Origin of the sequence: Pseudomonas sp. FDAARGOS_761, from assembly GCF_013343155.1 — a bacterium.
GTDB lineage: Bacteria > Pseudomonadota > Gammaproteobacteria > Pseudomonadales > Pseudomonadaceae > Pseudomonas > Pseudomonas aeruginosa.
The window spans coordinates 2124575-2143869 of the sequence record NZ_CP054572.1 but is presented as its reverse complement, the minus strand read 5'-3'; the positions used below and the strand labels follow the sequence as shown (position 1 = coordinate 2143869).

Annotated in this window: 18 protein-coding genes; 10 read left to right on the top strand and 8 right to left on the bottom strand. The window is 67.8% G+C overall.

All coding sequences use genetic code 11. The features are described from left to right. Positions 1-88 precede the first annotated feature (88 nt). The 8 genes from FOC67_RS10175 to FOC67_RS10140 all read left to right on the top strand — a co-directional run bounded on the left by FOC67_RS10175 (position 89) and on the right by FOC67_RS10140 (position 8970). Entirely contained in the window at positions 89-595 is a 507-nt protein-coding gene (locus FOC67_RS10175; RefSeq protein ID WP_003088185.1) for a sigma-70 family RNA polymerase sigma factor, read from the top strand. Next, entirely contained in the window at positions 592-1542 is a 951-nt protein-coding gene (locus FOC67_RS10170; RefSeq protein WP_003139826.1) for a FecR domain-containing protein, read from the top strand. The genes FOC67_RS10175 and FOC67_RS10170 overlap by 4 nt, the downstream gene beginning before the upstream one ends. A gap of 207 nt (positions 1543-1749) precedes the next feature. Continuing rightward, positions 1750-4164: a TonB-dependent receptor gene (locus tag FOC67_RS10165; protein ID WP_009315576.1), complete on the top strand. Its 2415-nt coding sequence runs from the start codon at positions 1750-1752 to the stop codon at positions 4162-4164. A gap of 40 nt (positions 4165-4204) precedes the next feature. After that, entirely contained in the window at positions 4205-5356 is a 1152-nt protein-coding gene (locus FOC67_RS10160) for a PepSY domain-containing protein (protein WP_003088170.1), read from the top strand. Continuing rightward, positions 5353-5541: a hypothetical protein gene (locus FOC67_RS10155; protein ID WP_003088166.1), complete on the top strand. Its 189-nt coding sequence runs from the start codon at positions 5353-5355 to the stop codon at positions 5539-5541. The genes FOC67_RS10160 and FOC67_RS10155 overlap by 4 nt, the downstream gene beginning before the upstream one ends. 1 nt (position 5542) lies before the next feature. After that, positions 5543-6754 (top strand): MFS transporter, encoded by a 1212-nt coding sequence (locus FOC67_RS10150; RefSeq protein WP_011666695.1) that lies wholly within the window; start codon positions 5543-5545, stop codon positions 6752-6754. Further along, positions 6751-8391 carry a dienelactone hydrolase gene (locus FOC67_RS10145; RefSeq protein WP_009315573.1) on the top strand — a complete coding sequence of 547 codons (1641 nt, stop codon included), beginning with the start codon at positions 6751-6753 and terminating at the stop codon, positions 8389-8391. Before FOC67_RS10150 ends, FOC67_RS10145 begins: the two co-directional genes overlap by 4 nt. A gap of 42 nt (positions 8392-8433) precedes the next feature. Continuing rightward, positions 8434-8970: an HIT family protein gene (locus FOC67_RS10140; RefSeq protein WP_003088158.1), complete on the top strand. Its 537-nt coding sequence runs from the start codon at positions 8434-8436 to the stop codon at positions 8968-8970. A gap of 146 nt (positions 8971-9116) precedes the next feature. Here FOC67_RS10140 and phzG read toward each other — a convergent pair whose 3' ends face one another. The 8 genes from phzG to qscR all read right to left on the bottom strand — a co-directional run bounded on the left by phzG (position 9117) and on the right by qscR (position 16579). Then, complete coding sequence (gene phzG / locus FOC67_RS10135; RefSeq protein WP_003112073.1) at positions 9117-9761, bottom strand: phenazine biosynthesis FMN-dependent oxidase PhzG; 645 nt, start codon at positions 9759-9761, stop codon at positions 9117-9119. Between the two features lie 25 nt (positions 9762-9786). Further along, positions 9787-10623 (bottom strand): phenazine biosynthesis protein PhzF, encoded by an 837-nt coding sequence (gene phzF, locus FOC67_RS10130; protein ID WP_003093628.1) that lies wholly within the window; start codon positions 10621-10623, stop codon positions 9787-9789. 13 nt (positions 10624-10636) lie between these two features. Next, a complete protein-coding gene (gene phzE / locus FOC67_RS10125) occupies positions 10637-12520 on the bottom strand; it encodes a phenazine biosynthesis protein PhzE (protein WP_009316358.1) in 1884 nt (627 codons plus the stop codon). Next, positions 12517-13140 carry a phenazine biosynthesis protein PhzD gene (gene phzD, locus FOC67_RS10120; RefSeq protein ID WP_003093625.1) on the bottom strand — a complete coding sequence of 208 codons (624 nt, stop codon included), beginning with the start codon at positions 13138-13140 and terminating at the stop codon, positions 12517-12519. The genes phzE and phzD overlap by 4 nt, the downstream gene beginning before the upstream one ends. After that, on the bottom strand, positions 13137-14354 hold the full coding sequence (phzC, locus tag FOC67_RS10115) for a phenazine biosynthesis protein PhzC (protein WP_015503079.1): 1218 nt from the start codon (positions 14352-14354) through the stop codon (positions 13137-13139). Before phzC ends, phzD begins: the two co-directional genes overlap by 4 nt. A 23-nt stretch (positions 14355-14377) precedes the next feature. Continuing rightward, on the bottom strand, positions 14378-14866 hold the full coding sequence (gene phzB, locus FOC67_RS10110) for a phenazine biosynthesis protein PhzB (protein ID WP_023105015.1): 489 nt from the start codon (positions 14864-14866) through the stop codon (positions 14378-14380). Positions 14867-14895: 29 nt separating this feature from the next. Further along, positions 14896-15384, bottom strand: a complete 489-nt coding sequence (gene phzA / locus FOC67_RS10105; protein ID WP_003117657.1) for a phenazine biosynthesis protein PhzA — start codon at positions 15382-15384, stop codon at positions 14896-14898. A 481-nt stretch (positions 15385-15865) separates the two neighbouring features. Then, entirely contained in the window at positions 15866-16579 is a 714-nt protein-coding gene (gene qscR, locus FOC67_RS10100; protein WP_009314546.1) for a quorum-sensing transcriptional repressor QscR, read from the bottom strand. 761 nt (positions 16580-17340) lie between these two features. Here qscR and FOC67_RS10095 point away from each other — a divergent pair. Both FOC67_RS10095 and FOC67_RS10090 read left to right on the top strand, forming a co-directional pair. Further along, a complete protein-coding gene (locus FOC67_RS10095) occupies positions 17341-18108 on the top strand; it encodes a sterol desaturase family protein (protein ID WP_003102692.1) in 768 nt (255 codons plus the stop codon). 5 nt (positions 18109-18113) lie between these two features. Next, complete coding sequence (locus FOC67_RS10090; protein WP_003088150.1) at positions 18114-19283, top strand: hypothetical protein; 1170 nt, start codon at positions 18114-18116, stop codon at positions 19281-19283. The last annotated feature ends 12 nt before the right edge of the window (positions 19284-19295 follow it).

The window sequence follows — 19295 nt, the reverse complement described above, 5'->3', positions numbered from 1 at the left end:
GCTGCGCCGCCGATCCGGGGGACTTGTAGGCATGCCCTCGCTGTAAGTAGTATGAGACTCATTCTCAATTACAACAGCGATCCCCTCCATGCCGCCGGCCGACGCCTCCCTGCACGACGCTGTGAGCCATCTCTACCAGGACCACCATGGCTGGCTGCAAGGCTGGTTGCGGCGACGCCTGGGCTGCGCGGAAAACGCCGCCGACCTGGCCCAGGACACCTTCGCCCGCCTGCTCGCCTCGCGCCGGGTACTGGATGCGCGCGAACCGCGCGCCTACCTGACCACCGTCGCCAAGGGGCTGATGATCAACTGGTTCCAGCGCCAGTCGCTGGAGCGCGCCTACCTCGATGCCCTGGCCAACCTCCCGGAAGACCTCGCGCCGCCGCCGGAACAGCGGTTGATGGTGCTGGAAACCCTGCATGAAGTAGACGCCCTGCTCGGCAGCCTGCCGGACAGGGTCCGCCAGGCGTTTCTCCTGGCGCAGATCGAAGGCCTGAAGTACGAAGCCATCGCCGAGCGCCTGGGCGTGTCCCTGGGCTCGGTCAAGCGCTACATGCAGCAGGCCTTCCGCCAGTGCCTGGAGCTGATGGAATGAATTCCGCGGGCGAAGGCCGGATTCCCTCGCCGATCCTCGACGAGGCCGCCGAGTGGCTGGTGCGCCTGCAGGACAGCGGCTGCACCGACGACACGCGCCAGGCGTGCGCCCAGTGGCGGCAGCGCAGCCCACAGCACGCCCATGCCTGGGAGCGCGCCGAGCGCCTGCTGCAATGCCTCGGCCGACTGCCGCCGGCGCTGGCCCTGCCGACCCTCGGCCGCGAGCGCGGGCTGGACCGGCGGCGCGCGATCAAGCACCTCGCCCTGGTCCTCGGCGGAGCCTCGCTGGGGCTCGCCACCTGGCAGGCCGAGCCGTTGCGCGACTGGCTGGCCGACCAGCGCACCGGCGTCGGCGAACAGCGCCGCCTGACCCTGCCCGACGGCAGCCTGCTGACCCTGAACACCGACAGCGCCGTGGACCTCGCCTTCGACGCCAGCCAGCGGCTGGTACGCCTGCTGCGCGGCGAGATCTTCGTCGATAGCCGCGCCGACCCGCGTCCGTTCCGCGTCGCCACCGCCGAAGCGCGGCTGCATGCCGGTGCCGCCCGCTTCAACGTACGCCAGGAGATGGCCGCGACCCGGGTCGCGGTACTCGCCGGGCGGGTCGAACTGAGCCCGCTCCACGGACGCGGGCGCTGGCTGGAAAGCGGCGAGTCGGTGCGCCTGGGCGCCGACGGCGAAGCGCGCCGGCTGGCCTTCGACGGCCTGCCGGACGCCTGGACCCGCGGCATGCTGATGGCCGACCGGATGCCGCTGGCCGAGGTGCTCGCCGAACTCGCCCGCTATCGTCGCGGCTTACTGCGCTGCGACCCGCAACTGGCCAGGCTGGCGGTGTCGGGCGCCTATCCGCTGCTGGACCTGCGGCGCACGCTGGGCATGCTGCAGGCCACCTATCCGCTGAAGGTGCGCGGGGTGACCGACTACTGGATCAGCCTGGTACCGGCGTGACGGCGCGGCCGCCATCCCCGTGGCAAGCGCCCCTCGCGTCCACCCCGGCAGGCCGTCCGCCGTTGCGCCGGAACAGGCGTTGCCATCGACATACCGTGCTCCGCAGAAAAATAACCGCCTCGACCTGAGACCTTTTTCCTTCTCGGCTGGCAAGTAGAGGAATCCGCCCCGACCCAAGGTCCGCAGAGACCACGAGGAACCCTGTACATGCCCGTACGCACGCTTCGCCCCCGTTCGCTGTCCCTGGCCATCCACGCCGCCGCCATGACCCTCGCCCTCGCCGGCGCGGCCCCCGACCTGCTTGCCGCCGAGGCGCCCGCCGCCAGCTCGGCGCGCAGCTATGACATCGCCCCCGGCCCGCTCGGTCGCACCCTGTCGGCCTTCGCCAGCGACAACGGGGTATCCCTGGCGTTCGACCCGGTCCTCGCCGAGGGTCGCCGCAGCGCCGCCCTGCGCGGCCGCTACGCGCCGGTCGAGGCGCTGCACCGCCTGCTGCTGGGCAGCGGCCTGGAGTTGCAGCAGCGCAGCGATGGCAGCTACACCCTGGTGCCGGCAGCCACCGATGGCGCGCTGGAACTGCAATCCTCGCTGATCACCGCCCAGGCCGCCGGTGCCGAGACCCTGCCCGCCGAGTACGCCGGCGGCCAGGTGGCCCGTGGCGCGCGCCTGGGCATGCTGGGCAACGCCGACGTGATGGATGCGCCATTCAGCATCACCAGCTACACCGCCAGGACCATCGAGCAGCAGCAGGCGCGCAGCGTCGCCGACCTGCTACAGGCCAACGATCCGTCGGTGCGGGTGGTCGGCGGGCGCGGCGACCTGGTGGACAGCTACACGATTCGCGGCTTCAGCGTGCAGAACGCCGACGTCGCCTTCAACGGCCTCTATGGCCTGCTGCCGTTCTGGCGGGTACCGATCGAATTCGCCGAGCGCGTGGAAGTGCTCAAGGGACCGAACGCCCTGCTCGGCGGGATTTCCCCCGGCGGCAGCGTCGGCGGCACCATCAACCTGGTGCCCAAGCGCGCCGACGACCAGCCGCTGACCCGCGTCAGCGTCGATTGGACCCAGCGCGGCCAGCTCGGCACTCACCTCGACATCGGCCGACGCTTCGGCGAGAACAACGCCTTCGGCGTGCGCTTCAACGGCGTCTACCGCAACGGCGATACCGCCGTCGACCATCAGAGCCGCGAGTTTCCCATGCTCTCCCTGGGCCTGGACTTCCGTGGCGAGCGCCTGCGCCTGTCCAGCGACCTGCTGTACCAGAAGGAAAGCCTGGAAGGCGTGGTGCGCCCGCTGCTGACCGGCCCGGGAACCACTCACATCCCCCACGCCCCGGACTCGAAGACACGCTTCGGCCTGCGCGATTCCTACCTGGACCAGGAGGATTACTCCATGGTCAACCGCGGCGAGTACGACCTCGCCGACAACCTGACGGCGTTCGCCAGCATCGGCGGTCGCCAGAGCAACTACGAAACCATCGCCGCCAACAGCATCCTCATCGGCAACCAGGGCGATATCGTCAACAGCCTGGCACGCCAGCGCGGCGACCGCCGCACCTATTCCGCCGAGGTCGGCCTGCGCGGCAACTTCGACACCGGCCCGCTCCGCCACGACTGGACGCTCAGCGCCAACCGCCTGCACGAACGGCTGGGCATGGTCTACGCCTTCACCGGGATGCAGCCGGGCAACCTCTACCAGACCTCGCCGCACACGCCGCTGCCGGACTTCTCCAGCCTCGACGGGAGCATTCCGAAGACCAATGAAACCGACCTCGGCGGCGTGGCGCTGGCCGACAGGCTGTCGTTCCTCGAGGATCGCGTGCAGGTCACCCTGGGCGTGCGCCGCCAGCAGATCGAGTCGCGCAACTACGACCAGACCAGCGGCGCGCGCACCAGCCACGACAAGCGGCACGTGTGGACGCCGATGGCCAGCGTGCTGGTCAAGCCGCTGCAGGACCTGTCGCTGTACGCCAACTACATCCAGGGCCTCAGCCAGGGCGAGGCGGCGCCGATGACCGCGGCCAACGCCGGCCAGGTGCTGGCGCCATACAAGGCCGAGCAATACGAGATCGGCGCCAAGTACGACCTGGGCGGCTTCACCACCACCCTGGCGCTGTTCGAGATCAGGAAACCGAACGCCTATACCGACGCCAGCAACGTCTTCCGCGCCGACGGCGAGCAACGCAACCGCGGCGTGGAGCTGAGCCTCTATGGCGAACCCCTGGACGGCGTGCGGGTGATGGCCGGCGCCACCTACATCAAGCCCGAGCAGAACAAGACCGGCGACCCTGCCAGCGAAGGCAAGGACGCGCCCGGCGTGGCCCGTCGCCAGGCCAACCTGGGGGTCAGCTGGGACACCCCGTTCGTCGACGGACTGACCCTCGACAGCCGCTGGATCTACACCGGCTCGGCCTACGTGGACAGCGCCAACGCCCTCGCCGTGCCGCACTGGAACCGCGTCGACCTCGGCGCCGCCTACGCCTTCCAGGTCGCCGGCAAGCCGCTGGTGGCGCGCGCCAACCTGGAGAACGCGCTGGGCAAGGACTACTGGACCGCAGCCAACGGCTACCTGTCGATCAGCTCGCCGCGCACCCTTTCCCTTTCCCTCACGGCGGACTTCTGAGTCCGCCCCACCATAACCAGAAACCGCCGATGACCAGCCTATGACCGCGAAAACCCTGCGCACCTGGTACCTGGTGCACAAATGGACCAGCCTGATCTCCACGATCTTCCTGCTGATGCTTTGCCTCACCGGGTTGCCGCTGATCTTCCACGAGGAGATCGAGCACTACTTCGAGCCGCATCCGCAGCTCGAGCCGCTCACTGCCGAGTCGCCGCGCATCGACTACGACGACGTGATCGCCCGCGCCCTGGCCGCCCGGCCGGGCGAAGTGGTGCGCTTCCTGGTATTCGAAAAGGACGACCCGCTGGGCCTGGTGATCAGCGCGCCGAGCCTGGTACCGCCGCCGGAGAACGGCCACATGCAGCCGTTCGACGCGCGTACCGGGGAATTCTTCGACGCGCTGCCGCCGCCGGGCGGCTTCATGTACCTGATGCTGAAGCTGCACACCGACCTGTTCCTCGGCCTGCCCGGCTACCTGTTCCTCGGCCTGATGGGCCTGCTGCTGGTGGCCTCGCTGGTGTCCGGGGTGGTGGTATACACGCCGTTCATGCGCAAGCTGGACTTCGCCACGGTACGCGCCGAACGCAGCCGTCGCCTGAAGTGGCTGGACCTGCACAACCTGCTGGGCATCGTCACCCTGTCCTGGGTACTGGTGGTCGGCGTGACCGGGGTGATCAACACCCTGGCCCTGCCGATCCTGATGCTCTGGCAAGGCGGGCAGTTGGCGGAAATGACCGCGCCCTACAAGGACGCGCCGCCGCTACAGCGCCTCGGCTCGCTCGACGCGGCCCTGGCCACGGCACGCCGGGCGGCGCCGGACATGGAGGTCAGCTTCGTCGGCTTCCCCGGCACCCAGTTCAGCAGCCAGCATCACTATGCGGTGTTCATGCGCGGCAACACGCCGCTCACCGAGCGCCTGCTGAAGCCGGCACTGATCGACGCGCAGAGCGGCGAACTCACCGACATGCGCGAGATGCCGCTGTACGTGAAGACGCTCCTGCTGTCGCAGCCGCTGCACTTCGGCGACTACGGCGGCATGCCGCTGAAGATCGTCTGGGCGCTGCTCGACCTCGTCAGCATCGTCATCCTCGCCAGCGGTCTCTACCTCTGGCTCGGCCGACGCAAGACGCCATTGGAGAAGCGCCTGGCGGAACTGCCGGACGGCAGCCTGGCGACGGAGGGCAAGGCATGAGGCGCGGTCTCTGGATGATCTTCCGCTGGCCCCTGCTGCTGGCCCTGCTCGGCCTCTTCGGGCTGCTCTCGGCGCTGCTCGGCGACGGCCTCTACGACCTGCTCTCCTGGCTCGCCCTGGGCACTCCGCTGGTGCTGGTCGGCTGGGTCTGGCTGCGCCTGCCGCGAACCCGAAGGAATCCCTGAGATGACCACCCCGCCGCCCTCCGCCAACACCCTGGACCTGCGTCCGCTGATGTTCGAGACCTTCGTCTGCACCCTCGCGGTGATGTCCTTCGTCGCCCTGGTCGGCCCGCTCGCCCGCAAGCTCGGCCTGGCGCCCTGGCAGGCCGGCGCCGCGGTGACCGTCGGCGGCATCGCCTGGATGCTCGCGGCGCGGCCCTGGGGCATCGCCAGCGACCGGCATGGGCGACGGCGGATACTGCTCGGCGGGCTGGCCGGCTTCGCCCTCTCCTACGCCTCGCTCTGCCTGTTCATCGTGCTCGCCTTGCACTGGACGTTGCCGACCCTGCTCGCCTTCGCCGGTATCGTTCTCCTGCGCGGCCTCGCCGGCGGTTTCTACGCCGCGGTGCCAGCCTGCACGGCGGCACTGGTGGCCGATCACGTCGAGGCGCAACGACGCGCCGCGGCGCTGGCCGGACTCGGCGCGGCCAGCGCGATAGGCATGGTGATCGGGCCGGGGCTGGCCGGACTGCTGGCGACTCACGGGTTGGTCCTGCCGTTGCTGGTCACCGGCGCGCTGCCCCTGGTCGCCCTGCTGGCGCTCTGGCGCTGGCTGCCGCGCGAGGAGCGTCGCCAGCCGAACCGCGGCGCCGCCCTGGCGATCGGCGACCGCCGCCTGCGGCGGCCGCTGGCGGTGGGCTTCGTGGCGATGTTCAGCGTCACCGTGGCGCAGATCACCGTGGGCTTCTTCGCCCTCGACCGGCTGCGCCTGGATTCCGCCGACGCCGCGCGGGTGGCCGGCATCGCCCTGACCGCCGTGGGCGTCGCGCTGATCCTGGCCCAGCTCCTGGTGCGCCGCCTGGACTGGCCACCGCCGCGACTGATCCGGGTCGGCGGGCTGGTCGCCGCCATCGGTTTCGCCGCCGTGTGCTTCGCCGACTCGCCGCCGCTGCTCTGGCTGGCCTTCTTCGTCGCCGCGGCGGGCATGGGTTGGGTGTTCCCGGCAGTCTCGGCGCTCAACGCCAATGCCGTGCGCGCCGAGGAACAGGGTGCCGCCGCCGGCACCCTGGTGGCCGTACATGGCTTCGGCCTGATCAGCGGGCCGCTGCTCGGCGCGCTGCTCCACCAATTGGACAGCCGCGCCCCCTACGCGCTGGTCGGTCTGCTGCTGGCGCTGGCGGCGTTCTGGCCGAGCCAACCGACGCGCCCCGTGGAAACGAGGAGCGAAGCACCATGACCGCTGTCGACCTGCTGCTGGTCGCGACCCTGCTGGCGGCCCTGCTCGCCTGGTGGATACCCGCCCTGCCCGGCCGCCGTGGCCTGCTGGCGCTCGCCTCGACGCTGGCGCTCGGCGCCGGCCTGTACGCTGCATGGGACGACCGCTGGCAAGCCGGCGTCGGCGCCTTCGCCGGTTTCTCCCTGCTGCTCGGCGCCTGCCTGCGCCGGAAGCCCGTGCGCGGCCTGCCGTTCCGGACCGGTTCGCTATACGGCCTGCTGGTGCTGCTGGCAATCGCCGCGCTGTACCTGTTCCCGGTCGCGCCGCTGCCGGCGCCGAGCGGCCCCTATGCGGTCGGCGTGCGCGATTTCGAACTGGACGACCCCAGCCGACCCGGCCTGCTCGGCGCCCCGGCCGGACAACCGCGGCGCCTGCTGGTACGCGCCTGGTACCCGGCACGCCCGATCGCCGGCGCCGCGCCGCGTCACTATTTCGACCCAGGCGAGGCACGCAGCACCGCGCGAGGCTTCGGTGAAATACTCGGCTTTCCGCCGTTGCTCACCTACCTCAAGCACCTGCGCACCAATTCCTATCCGGACGCCCCGCTGCGCGACGATTCCGCTCGCCTGCCGGTGGTGTTCTACAGCCATGGCTACAGCGCCTTCGCCGGCGGCAACTGGACCCTGATGGAAGAACTGGCCAGCCACGGCTACGCGGTCTACGCCATCCAGCACAGCGGCGACGCGTCGCCGACCCGCCTGCCCGACGGCACGCTGCTGCCCATGGACCCCGGGCTGGTCGAACACCTGCGCCGGGCCGCCCACGACGGCTTGCCGCAGGCCATGCGCCAGGGCTATGTCAGCGACGATCTCGACCAGCGCCTCGACGGCCAGTTGCACACCGCCCTCGACCTGCCCGCCCCGGCCAACCGCGCCGTCAACCTCAGCGCGCCGGTATGGCTGGCCGACCGCCTGTTCGTCCATGACCGCCTGCAGGCCGGCGAGGTCCCGGACAGGGTCGCCGACCTGGTGGCCGCCAGCGACTTCGCGCACACCGGCGAGATGGGCATGTCCTTCGGCGGCTCGACCACCGGCGCGGTCTGCATGGTCGACCGACGCTGCGCGGCGGCCGTCAACCTCGACGGCGGCGACTTCGACTTCGCGCCCTTCGATAGCGATTTCCCGGCGCCGCTGCTGATGCTGCACGCCGACCTTGGCAACTTCTACCGGCTGTTCGGCATCGAACCGCCGGCCCGCCCGAGAAGCTTCAACGACTTTTCCTACGAACGCTTCGAGCACGCCGGCCAGCGCCAGGACATTCATCGCCTGGTACTGCGCGATTCGGCCCATGCCGGGCTTACCGACAATCCGCTGTTCATCCGCCGGCCGCTGCGCGACGGGCTGCTCGGCTCGGCACCGACGGAAGTCCTCATCCAGGCTCCCAATGCCCTGGTGCTGGGTTTCTTCGATCACTACCTGCGCGGCCGCGCCAACGACTTTCCGCAAGCGCAGATGGCGCGCTTCCCCGCCTGGCTGACGCGCTACGACAACTCGGCGGTGCGCGACTGGTGGCTGGCCAAGCCGGAAGCCCAGCGCCTGGCGCTGCGACAACGCATCGACGAAATGAAACGGCGCAAGACCGGGCTGGATCTTCCCTGACGACGGGTTACAGTGGGCGCCCCATCTGCGGAGCGCCGCCCCATGCATATCCCGCCCGAGCTGATCATCCACCAGACCCGCCACTGGACGCTGAACCAGCGGATCGACTCGGCCCTGCCCGGCTACTGCATGCTCGGCTCGCGGCAACCGGCGACGGCCTTCCACCAATTGCCGGAACAAGCCCTCGCCGAATTCGGGCCGCTGCTGGCCAGGGTCGAGCGCGAAATGGACGCGCTGCTGCGGCCGCGACGCATCTATGTCGGCCGCTACGGCCACATGCCCGGCCTGCCGGTGCATTTCCACCTGATTCCACTGTACGACTGGGTCGAGGAACTGTTCTGGGAGGACACGCGCTACCGGACGCTCCAGCAGTTCGGCGTGCCGACCGCCGAACCCCTTACCGATGGCGCCGAGCTGACCCTGTTCGTCTGGCGCGAGTTCTGCGAACGCGCCGATCCGCCGGCCGTGCGCGGCATGGATCGGCAACAGGCGATCGCCGGATTGCGCCGGGCCTTCGGCTACGGCGTCCAACCCCGAACATCGCCTGGGCCGGACTCCGAGCCCGCGCAGGGCGCATGACCGCATGCGGCTATCCACCGTGAAACGGATGGGTTCCAAGGCCGTGAGGGATGAATACCCGCCATGAAACGGGTGGGCTTCGAGGCCGCGTAGGGCGAATAACCGCGTGCGGTTATCCGCCATGAAACGCCGGCGCAGCGGTGTCGTCACGGTTGCAGGTAGCGGTGCTTCCAGCCTCCTTCGTCGCGGTCGTAGCGCAGGCGCTCGTGCAGCCGCTCGGTGCCGTTGCCCCAGAACTCCACCGACTCCAGGCACAGTTCGAACAGGCAGTAGCCCGGCGGGCGCGGCAGCGGGCCATCGGTTTCCGCCAGGCGCCGGGCTTCGGCGCGCAGGGCGTGGATGTCGGCGAGGGTTTCGCTCTGCCGCGAGGCGATCGACATCGGGTGGGTCTGGTACGGGCGGCTCAGCCACTGGGCGTCGGCACGCTCGTCGGGCAGGCGTTCGGCGCGGCCGTTGAGGATGATCTGCTGGCTGCTCTCGCGCCAGTACAGCACCCCCGAGGCCCAGGGGTTCTGCGCCAGTTCGCGGCCCTTCTGGCTATCGGCGTGGGTGGCGAACACCACCCCGCGCTCGCCGAGTTCGGCGATCACCACGATCCGCGTCGACGGCCGGCCCTGCCCGTCGACCGTGGCCAGGGCCAGTGCCCGCGGCTCGCGCACGCCATAGCGGCGGGCGCGTTCCAGCCAGTTGCGCAGCACCTCCATGGGGTTCGCCGGCGGCGCCTCGAACTCCGGGAAAGGGGCTTCGATGGTCCCGGTGAGGGACTCGGAAATGTTCGCGTTGACGCCCATCATGGCGTTCCTCCGTTCTGCCCGTTCACAGGTAGGCCCGGCCTTCGGCGAAGGCCGCGCCGTTGCCCGACACTTCCACCGCCGAGACCCGCTCGCCGGCGCCCTCGGCGCGGGCGTACATGCGCGACGGCCGGCCGATCTCGACGCCCTGGAGGATCTCGATCTGCTGCCCGTAGGGGATCTGCCGGTGGCGCGCCAGGTGGATCGCCAGCGGCCCGGCGGCGGAGCCGGTGGCGGCGTCCTCGACCACGCCGTAGGCCGGCGAGAACATGCGGCTGCGCCAGTGCCGCCCGGCGCCGGCGAAGCAGTTCACCGCCAGGTCCGGGAAGTCGCACAGCGCGCGGTGGTCGGGGTGCAGCGCGGACAGCGCGGCGACGCTCTCCAGACCGACGAAGACGTGGCGCGGGCCGTTGCGGTAGACCTCGATGGGAAAGGTCGAGCCCTTCAGGCCGAGGGCGGCGAGCAGCTCGGCCGGGCGGCTGAAGTGCTCCCAGGTGGGGATCGGCTGCTGCATGCTGCAGGCCACCACCTTGCCGTCCTGGCGCTCCAGGGCGAAGGGCACGGTGCCCATCCTGGTCTCCAGGAACAGCCTGTCCTTGTCGGTCTCGGCGCCCAGGGCGATGGCGGTGCCCAGCAGCGGGTGGCCGGCGAACGGCAGTTCGTTGACCGGGGTGAAGATGCGGATGCGCGCGTCGCCGTCCTGTTGCGGGCGGAGCACGAAGGTGCTCTCCGACAGGTTCATCTCCCGCGCCATGCGCTGCATGCGCTCGCCGCTGAGGTCGTCGCAGTCGAAGAACACCGCCACCGGGTTGCCTTGCAGCGGTTCGCTGGCGAAGGCGTCTATCACGACATATCTGTGCATGGGCTCTCCTGGCTCAGGGCCGCCGCTCGACCAGCGCGTGGCGCAGCAGGTCGGCGATGATGCGCGGACCCTCGCGGGTCAGCACCGATTCGGGGTGGAATTGCATGGAGGCGAAGCGCGGCCCGCGCAGGGCGTGGACCTCGCCGGTCTCGCGGTCGCGGCTGATCTCGATCGGGCCGACCTCGGGGATCTCGATGCGGTCCTGCAGGGCGCGCGCGGCGAAGGTGTTGTAGAAGCCGACGCGCTCGGCGGCGCCGAACAGGTCGATCTGTTTCTGCACGCCCTGGTTGGGCTCCTGCCGGCGTTGCAGGTCCAGGCCCAGGCACAGGCTCAGCACCTGGTGGCTCAGGCACACGGCGAGGAACGGCCGGCGCTCGCTGAGCAGCGAACGGATGGCCAGGTGCAGGTGGCCGATCTTCGGCTGGCCGATCTCGGTGGGGTTGCCCGGGCCGGGGCCCATGATCACCAGGTCGTAGCCGTCGAACGAGTATGGCTCCTGGAAGCCGCGCACGGTCACCGTCAGGCCCAGCGACTTGAGCTGCTTGGCGATCATCGAGGTGAAGGTGTCCTCGGCATCGACGATCAGCACCTCGCGTCCGGACAGGTCGGCCTGCAACTGCTGGCGCTCGCTGGCGCCGCGCAGCCAGAAGTCGGCGATCGGCGCGTTGCGGCTGGCCAGCGCCGCCACTACGTGCGGGTGCGAGCCCAGGCGCTGCGGCGCCTGGCTCTTCAGCGCGGCGATCAGCCCGGAAGCCTTGGCCCGGCTTTCCGCCGCCTCGCCCAGGGGATCGGAGTGACGCACGATGGTCGAGCCGACGCCGATGCGCAGGCGGCCGTCGCCCTCGATCTCGGCAGTGCGGATCAGGATCGCCGAGTCCAGCGTGCGCCCGCCCTGGCCATCGCCGCCGATCAGCGCCGCCACCCCGCTGTAGTAGCCGCGACCCTGCGGCTCGTAGCGGCGGATCACCCGGCAGGCGCTTTCCAGCGGGCTGCCGGTGACGGTCGGGGCGAACAGCGTCTCGCGCAGCACCTCGCGCACGTCGCGGCTGGTCTGGCCCTCGATGAAGTACTCGGTGTGCGCCAGGTGCGCCATCTCCTTGAGGTAGGGACCGAGCACCCGGCCGCCGTCCTCGCAGATCCGCGCCATCATCTTCAGCTCCTCGTCCACCACCATGTACAGCTCGTCGGCTTCCTTGCGGTTGTCGAGGAATTCCATGACCTCGGCCAGGTTCGGCCCGGCCGGCGGGTAGCGGTAGGTGCCGCTGATCGGGTTCATCACCGCCAGGCCGTCGCGCACGCTGATGTGTCGCTCGGGCGAGGCGCCGACCAGGGTGCGTTCGCCGGTGTGGACGATGAAGGTCCAGTAGGCGCCCTTCTCGCGCAGCAGCAACTGGCGGAAGAAACTCAGCGCGCTGGCCGTGGCGTAGCCGTCGATGCGCGCCTGGAAGCGCCGCTTGATCACGAAGTTGGCGCCTTCGCCGCGACCGATCTCGTCGGCGATGACCCGCCCGACCACTTCGGCGTAGGCCTCGTCGTCGAGGTCGAAACCTTCCTCGCTCAGTTCCAGCGCCTGGTTCGGCAGCAGCGCCAGGGCCTGCTCCAACGGCAGCAGTTCCTGCTCCAGAACCTTCAGCGCCAGCAGCGGCGTGCCGTCGTCGAGCGCCTCGAAGCCGCGCTCGGCGATCTGCCGGTAGGGAATCAGCGCCAGCAGGTCATGGCGCGGCAGGCCCGGGCCGGGCTCGTCCAGCGGCAGGTCGGCCAGGCCGTGCAGTTCGAGCGTCTCGCCGCGAATCACGTCGAGCAGGCCCGGGCCATTGCTTTCCGGGCGGTAGAGCAAGGCGAACGGCGCCGGCCGTTCGAGCAGGCGCTGCAACAGCGATGTGGGCAGGGCGTTCATTCCAGCACCTCGTCGGTGGTGACCACCATCGCGCAGCGGCTGGCGGCGTATTCCAGGGCCATGCGGTGGTGCGCCTCGCTGAAGTCGGCGATGGCGTCGGCCACCAGGAACGGCTGGATGTCGTTGGAGTAGGCGTCGACCGTGGAGATCAGCACCCCGACGTGGGCGTATACGCCGCACAGCACCAACTGGTCGCGGCCGGCGGCGCGCATCCGCTGGAGCAGGTCGGAGTGGAAGAAGGCGCTGTAGCGCCACTTGGTCAGCAGCCAGTCGTCCGGCCCCGGCGCCAGCTCCTCGACCACCTCGCGGTCGGCCGGACTGGCGCGCATGCCCGGCCCCCAGAAGTCCTTGAGCAGGCCGCGCTGCTCCTCGGTCATGCTGCCCGGCTGGGCGGTGTAGGCGATCTGCACGCCCTGCTCGACGCACCAGCGGCGCAGCCGCGCGGCGTTGGCCACCAGCCCGGCGCGCAGGCTCTCGGGCAGCGGGCGCAGGAAGTAGCGCTGCATGTCATGCACCAGCAGCACCGCGCGCCGCGGCTCCAGGCTCCAGCGCGCCAGGTTGGCCGGCAGTTGCTGGGCGGTCGGCAAGGGATAGGCGGTGATTTCGGGAATGCCGCTCATGCCACGGTCTCCAGGGGGAAGGTTGCGCTCGGGGACGCTTCTGCGCCGGCCCAGGCCATCACCGCGCTGAGCGCCTGCCAGGGGTTCAGCCGCGGATCGCAGAGGCTGGTGTAGTGCCGGCTGACCTGGTGCAGGCCGCTGGAATCGGCGACGCACTCGGTGACGTCGTCCGGGGTGGTCTCCAGGTGCAGCCCGGCGGCCACGCCGCCGGAGCCGGACACCGCCAGGCGGAACGCCGCCACCTCCTCGGCGATGCTGCGCACCAGGCGGGTCTTGTTGCCGCAGGGCGCGACGATGGTGTTGCCGTGCATCGGGTCGCTCAGCCAGATCACCGGGTGCCCGGCCGCGCGCACCGCCTCCACCAGCGGCGGCAGGCGCTCGCCAACCTTCTGCGCGCCCATCCGCGCGATCAGCGTCAGGCGCCCCGGCTCGCGGCGCGGGTCGAGGCGCTCGCAGAGCGCCAGCAACTGGTCGCGGCCGATCTCCGGACCGACCTTGCAGGCCACCGGGTTGAGCACCTCGGCCAGCAGCGCCACATGGGCGCCGTCGACCTGGCGGGTGCGCTCGCCGATCCACGGCCAGTGGGTCGAACCGAGATAGACCCGGCGCTGCTCGTCCTCGCGCAGCATCGACAGCTCGTAGTCGAGCAGCAGCATCTCGTGGCTGGTCCAGACCGGCGAGGCATTCGCCTCCTGCCCGGACGCGGCGTCCCAGCCCAGGTGGCGCATGATGTTGCGCGCCGCCGCGTAGCCCTTGAGGATCCGCTGCGGATCGGCCCGGCGCTGCTCGGCATGGGCCTCGCGGCCGTTGACCATGTCGCCGCGATAGACCGGCAGGGTCTGCTCGCCAACCTGCTCGTGCGGCTTGGAACGCGGCTTGGCGTACTGCCCGGCGATGCGCCCGACGCGGATCACCGGCCGCCGGCCGGCCAGGCGCAGGGCGCCGGCCAGCAGTTCCAGCACGGCGGCCTTGCGCGCCACGTTCTCGGCATGGTGGTCGTCCATGTCCTCGGCGCAGTCGCCGCACTGCACCACCAGCGCCTCGCCGCGGGCGACCCGCGCCAGGGTCGCGCGCAGGGCCAGGATGTCGCCGGCGCGGATCAGCGCCGGACTGCCGCGCAGGTACGCCTGCACGTCGCGCAGGCGCGACGGATCGCCCCATTCGGGTTGCTGCAGCGCTTCGCAGCGCCGTACGCGTTGCAATAGATCGTCCATAGTTCACCCCTTCCAGGATGGCCTCAGGTGGGAATGCCTTCGCGTTTGATCTGCGGGACCGGAATGCTCAGGGCGCGCAATTGCTGGAAGACGTTCATGAATTCGCGGTTGCGCTTGATCTTGCCGTCGTCTAGCTCGAAGGAATGCAGGAAGTGGTTCTCGTAGTAACCCTCGGGATACCCGGGGAAGAGGATCTTGCCGTGGCCGTCGCACTCGACCCAGAAATGATTGGGGTCGTCGGTTCCGAATATATTTATGTTGTACCACTCCCAATCGGGAAAGCACTTCAATGACCAGACGGCATGTTCCGCAAGTTTGTCTTTGCCACGAATGACGATGGGCGAGCCGGTATCGGTGGTCCATAAACCGCCACAGCCGTCCTCGACGAAAAGTTCATGGCGGCGCAGGCGATCCTGGCCTTTGGTATTCATGTACTTCTCGACGGTGGCGCGATTCTTTTCGCGAAGTTCGTTGGCATCGGTGAAACCGATTGGATTTGTCGTGTCAGGCATCGTCAATGCTCCTTGGCGATAGATGTCATTCAAGTGGGAATACCGTCACGTTTTATTTGCGGAACGGCTATTCCCAATGCACGCAATTTCTGCATCGGGTTCATGAACTCGCGATTGCGTTTTATCCGGCCGTTCTCGAGTTCGAAGGAATGGATGTAGTGGTTCTCGCAATAGCCCTGCGGATACCCCGGGACCAGCGCCTTGCCGCGCCCGTCGCACTCGACCCAGAAGTGGTTCGGATCCTCGGTCTCGAAGATCCGCACGTTGTGCCACTCCCAGTCGGGGAAGCAGCGCTCGAGCCACTCGGCGAGCCGCCTGAGGCTCTCATGGCCCCGGAAAACCAGGGGTTCGCCGCTTTCCGTGGTCCAGTTGCCGGCGCAGCCGTCCTCGACGAACAGGCTGTGCCGCTGCAACCGTTCGGCCCCCTTCATGCGCATGTAGTGCTCGACCGTGGCACGGTTGCGCCGCCGTAATTCCAGGTTGTCGGTAAACCCTTTCAACCGTTGGTACTCTCGCATGGTGCGAATCTCCGCCAGTTCGAATCGACTGGCATCCATACCGGAAAGAAGACATCGGGATGACAGGCCGGAGAAATTGCCGTGAAACTTTTTCCGGGCAAAAGTTGCCCGCTTCGGAGCGTCTCCAAAGTTTCAACTAATGCCGAATTGCCATGACCGAATGTTTCGCCTGAAACCCAGTTGTAACCAGATTTGACAGGGGACAAACTTATAAACGCTTTTTTGCAATAGCCATAACCCCTTAAAAATTACAGGTGTGGGGCATCGATTCCGTTCTATTCTTTGGCCGGTTTGCCAAGCGTCCGGAAAGTTGCACTAGCGTGCCGGACAACAGGAGGACGGGCGCAATGGCGAAGGGGGCAGCGGGGAAACGCTGCCGGTGGGAAGGCTGCGCTCAGGCGACCGGCGCAAACGCTATCCGGCCATTCGGTGAATGGCCGGACGCTTGCGCGGCGGCCTCGCTAGGCGACGAGGCGTCGATTCAGTTGAGCAGGCCGATGGCGTAGGCCTTCATGGTGGCCTCCGCCTTGTTGTTGGAGTTGAGCTTGCGCATCGCATTGACGATATGGAATTTCACCGTGCGCTGGTCGATCGACAGGATCAGGCCGATCTCGCCGTAGGTCTTGCCCACCGCGGTCCACTTGAGCATCTCGGTTTCCCTGGCGGTCAGGCGCACATTGCTTTCCGGGACGATGCGCGGCGCCAGCAGGTCGCCGAAGGTAGCCTGCAGCATGCTGGTGATCCAGAGCAGGAAGGATTCCTTCTCCAGGATTTCCGTGGCGGCGATGCTCTCGCTGGAACGCACCAGGGACAGCATGCTGATCAGCCCGTACTTGCCGCGGACCGGGATCGACCAGCCGTGACGGATGCCGTGATGCAGCGCTTCCTCCCAGAAGAAACGGTTCTCCTGGAAGTCTTCGCCATTCCAGATCAGCGGGGTGTATTCCAGGAGACCATGGCGCACGATCGGGTCGATGGATGTGTAGTCTTCGGAGATATATCTGCTTTTCCATTCCCCTGGGTAATTGGACAAGAAATGATATTTAGGCGCGGTCAGCGGGAAAGGCGCCCGCGCACCGAATGAAAAGAATTCGAATCCATAATTACCGCATATCTCGAGAACCAGGGAGAAGAACTCTTCCTCGGTTGTTATTCTTGACAAAATCTCGAGATATCCCTCTCTCTCATCATGCATGCCAGCTTCACCAGTCAACAATCGATCCCGGCAGGATTCGGTTCTTCAGCGTTTTTATTCTTTTTTGTTTCCGTCTTATCCACTCATGACAACTCCCTTTATCAAGCCGGACCTGGAAGTACATATCGCCGCCGGCCCTGTGCGGGTGTTCCGGACGAGGTCGAGCCCATTCGCCGCCCGCCGGGCGACGACGAAACGAGGCTGAAGAGAATTTCTCGATGAGCACGGACACGAGGCGCCGCGCAGGAACTGCGCTGTGCTGGAGGGGACGGCGCCCCGGATCTTTGCGGAAACCGTAGAACGGCTCTCCGATGGGCCTCACGGCGGTCTTTCTCATTGTTCTTCTCGCACGCTCCATCGTCGTCGGGAGGGCCTCCCGACAACAAACCTTGGCCCATGGCGGGCCTCGTCGACGAGGCTCCCCGGGGACCAGAAATGGCAACTACATACTTCCCCCCCTATCTCTCCGCAGATACCTGCCCGGAAGGGCAGGTTGTCCCTGCCGGGCTGTGACAATTTAATTCGACCAGGCATTTCATTGTCCGTGCCGATTTTCACGAAGCGCATTCTGAGGCAATTAAAAAGAGCGCTCCATTCGACCATGGACAAGCTATCCACGCCTGACCGAGATCGCCTTCCGAATATAGCGAAGCGATAACCGCAGCCTGCCGAGAAGTGCTTCAGACAATAAACAGGACGCTGGCCTTTCGTATCGATGAAAGTTCCGCATGGCGTCCGCCCCTAAGGAAGAGGAGATAAATATGATTTATTACTTGATCGGAGTGGCGCTATTCATCTTCATGCTGGAACAGTTGGTTCCCGGCTGGAAATTGCCCAAGGTGAGCACCTGGGTGGCCCGGGTGATCTTCCTCAACATCGTCCAGGTGTCGATCGCCCTGCTCGCCGGCATCACCTGGAACAAATGGATGATGGGGCACAGCCTGCTGCACACCTCGGATGCCCTGCCACCACTGCTGGCCGGCTTCGCCGCCTACTTCGTCAACACCTTCGTCACCTACTGGTGGCATCGCGCGCGCCACGCCAACGACACGCTCTGGCGGCTGTTCCACCAGTTGCACCACGCGCCGCAACGCATCGAGGTATTCACCTCCTTCTACAAGCATCCGACCGAGATGGTCTTCAACTCGCTGCTGGGCAGCTTCGTCGCCTACGTGGTGATGGGCATCAGCATCGAGGCCGGCGCCTACTACATCATGTTCGCCGCGCTCGGCGAGATGTTCTACCACTCGAACCTGCGCACCCCGCACGTCCTCGGCTACCTGTTCCAGCGCCCGGAGATGCACCGCATCCACCACCAGCGCGACCGCCACGAGTGCAACTACAGCGATTTCCCGATCTGGGACATGTTGTTCGGCACCTACGAGAACCCCCGCCGCATCGACGAGCCGCAGGGCTTCGCCGGCGACAAGGAGCAGCAGTTCGTCGACATGCTGCTGTTCCGCGACGTGCACAGCCTCCCCGGAAAAACCCAGCCCGCTCCCGTCCTGGTCAAGCCCGACGTCAGGTGAACGCCATGATTCCAGACATCGATTCCCGTCTCAGCCGGAACATATTGAAATCCATCTCGTATGGCCTCCCCCTCGCCGAAGTGGTCCCCGACCATACCTATGCGCAACTGGAAACGCGCCTCGGCGAACTGAAACGCAGGTATCTGGAGCTGCGCATCTCCCACGGCGCGCGCGAGCTGCCGTTCAGCAACTACCTGTTCTACCTGATCCTCCAGTCGCGCCACCAGGAATTCGACTTCAAGCTGCGCCAGGGCAACTCGGTGGTCACCAACATCCACCGCTTCAAGAGCAAGGGACGCATCCCGTCCCTGACCACCCTGCTCCTGGCCGATGCGGTCAACGCCAAGAGCGAGCTGGAACTCAAGCATCCGGACATCCCGCAGCTCGACCGCCACGCCCGCGACATCGAGCGCTGGCTGGCCGCCGGCAACGTCATGCCGCCCAGCGAGCGGGCCCTGCGCGGCCTGGTTGAGGCGCTGGAGCGCGCCGCTGGCGAAGGCCGTCCGTTGCACCTGGTGAGCGCGGTATGCCCGGACTACTCGCACTCCAGCGATGCCGAGGGCAAGCCGCGCTACACCTTCGAGCGAGTCGGCGACCAGCCCGGCCTGGCCGGCGCCAAGCTGGTCAGCGCCGGGCAGGCGGTGGCGGAGCTGGCCAGGGCGCGCCAGGTGGAGATCCGCCACGCGATCCTCGGCGGCGAGTTCGAATACCTGTCGTTCAACCGCAACCCCGCCACCGGCGAGACCCGCGAGGGTTTCCTCGGCAAGGTCGAGCGCCAGCTCGAGCGGATCGCCGGGGCCCTGCCCTGCCCGGCCGCGACCTGCTCGTTCTTCGAGATGTGCGGCGGCGAGGACGGCTGGCACCGGGCCCACGGCGAGATCGTCCAGCGCCTGGAACAGGGCGACTACGGCCAGACCGGGCTGGACTACCCGGCCCTGGAATCGATCTTCCTGTCGCGCCTGCCGCTCTACGAGAAATGGTTCGCCAGCCAGTCGCGCGAGCAGATCTGGGCCAGCTTCGTCTCCCAGGCCGCCGAGTACGCATTGATGGGAAAACTCTTCGGCGAGCGCTTCGACAACTTCGTCGTGCTGGCCGTCGATCACTACCGGATGGAGCCGTTCTACTCGTTCTTCGCGACCGTCCCGACGCTCTACATCCGAACCGACTACCTGTAACCAGGGAGCGCC

Bases quoted from the DNA above. Each gene is read 5' to 3' on its own strand.
- FOC67_RS10160 (WP_003088170.1), top strand. From the start codon at position 4,205: ATGACCGCGAAAACCCTGCGCACCTGGTACCTGGTGCACAAATGGACC.
- FOC67_RS10090 (WP_003088150.1), top strand. From the start codon at position 18,114: ATGATTCCAGACATCGATTCCCGTCTCAGCCGGAACATATTGAAATCC.
- phzC (WP_015503079.1), bottom strand. From the start codon at position 14,354: ATGGACGATCTATTGCAACGCGTACGGCGCTGCGAAGCGCTGCAGCAA.
- FOC67_RS10170 (WP_003139826.1), top strand. From the start codon at position 592: ATGAATTCCGCGGGCGAAGGCCGGATTCCCTCGCCGATCCTCGACGAG.
- FOC67_RS10095 (WP_003102692.1), top strand. From the start codon at position 17,341: ATGATTTATTACTTGATCGGAGTGGCGCTATTCATCTTCATGCTGGAA.
- phzE (WP_009316358.1), bottom strand. From the start codon at position 12,520: ATGAACGCCCTGCCCACATCGCTGTTGCAGCGCCTGCTCGAACGGCCG.
- FOC67_RS10175 (WP_003088185.1), top strand. From the start codon at position 89: ATGCCGCCGGCCGACGCCTCCCTGCACGACGCTGTGAGCCATCTCTAC.
- phzA (WP_003117657.1), bottom strand. From the start codon at position 15,384: ATGCGAGAGTACCAACGGTTGAAAGGGTTTACCGACAACCTGGAATTA.
- qscR (WP_009314546.1), bottom strand. From the start codon at position 16,579: ATGCATGATGAGAGAGAGGGATATCTCGAGATTTTGTCAAGAATAACA.
- phzD (WP_003093625.1), bottom strand. From the start codon at position 13,140: ATGAGCGGCATTCCCGAAATCACCGCCTATCCCTTGCCGACCGCCCAG.
- FOC67_RS10155 (WP_003088166.1), top strand. From the start codon at position 5,353: ATGAGGCGCGGTCTCTGGATGATCTTCCGCTGGCCCCTGCTGCTGGCC.
- FOC67_RS10165 (WP_009315576.1), top strand. From the start codon at position 1,750: ATGCCCGTACGCACGCTTCGCCCCCGTTCGCTGTCCCTGGCCATCCAC.
- FOC67_RS10140 (WP_003088158.1), top strand. From the start codon at position 8,434: ATGCATATCCCGCCCGAGCTGATCATCCACCAGACCCGCCACTGGACG.
- FOC67_RS10150 (WP_011666695.1), top strand. From the start codon at position 5,543: ATGACCACCCCGCCGCCCTCCGCCAACACCCTGGACCTGCGTCCGCTG.
- FOC67_RS10145 (WP_009315573.1), top strand. From the start codon at position 6,751: ATGACCGCTGTCGACCTGCTGCTGGTCGCGACCCTGCTGGCGGCCCTG.
- phzG (WP_003112073.1), bottom strand. From the start codon at position 9,761: ATGGGCGTCAACGCGAACATTTCCGAGTCCCTCACCGGGACCATCGAA.
- phzF (WP_003093628.1), bottom strand. From the start codon at position 10,623: ATGCACAGATATGTCGTGATAGACGCCTTCGCCAGCGAACCGCTGCAA.
- phzB (WP_023105015.1), bottom strand. From the start codon at position 14,866: ATGCCTGACACGACAAATCCAATCGGTTTCACCGATGCCAACGAACTT.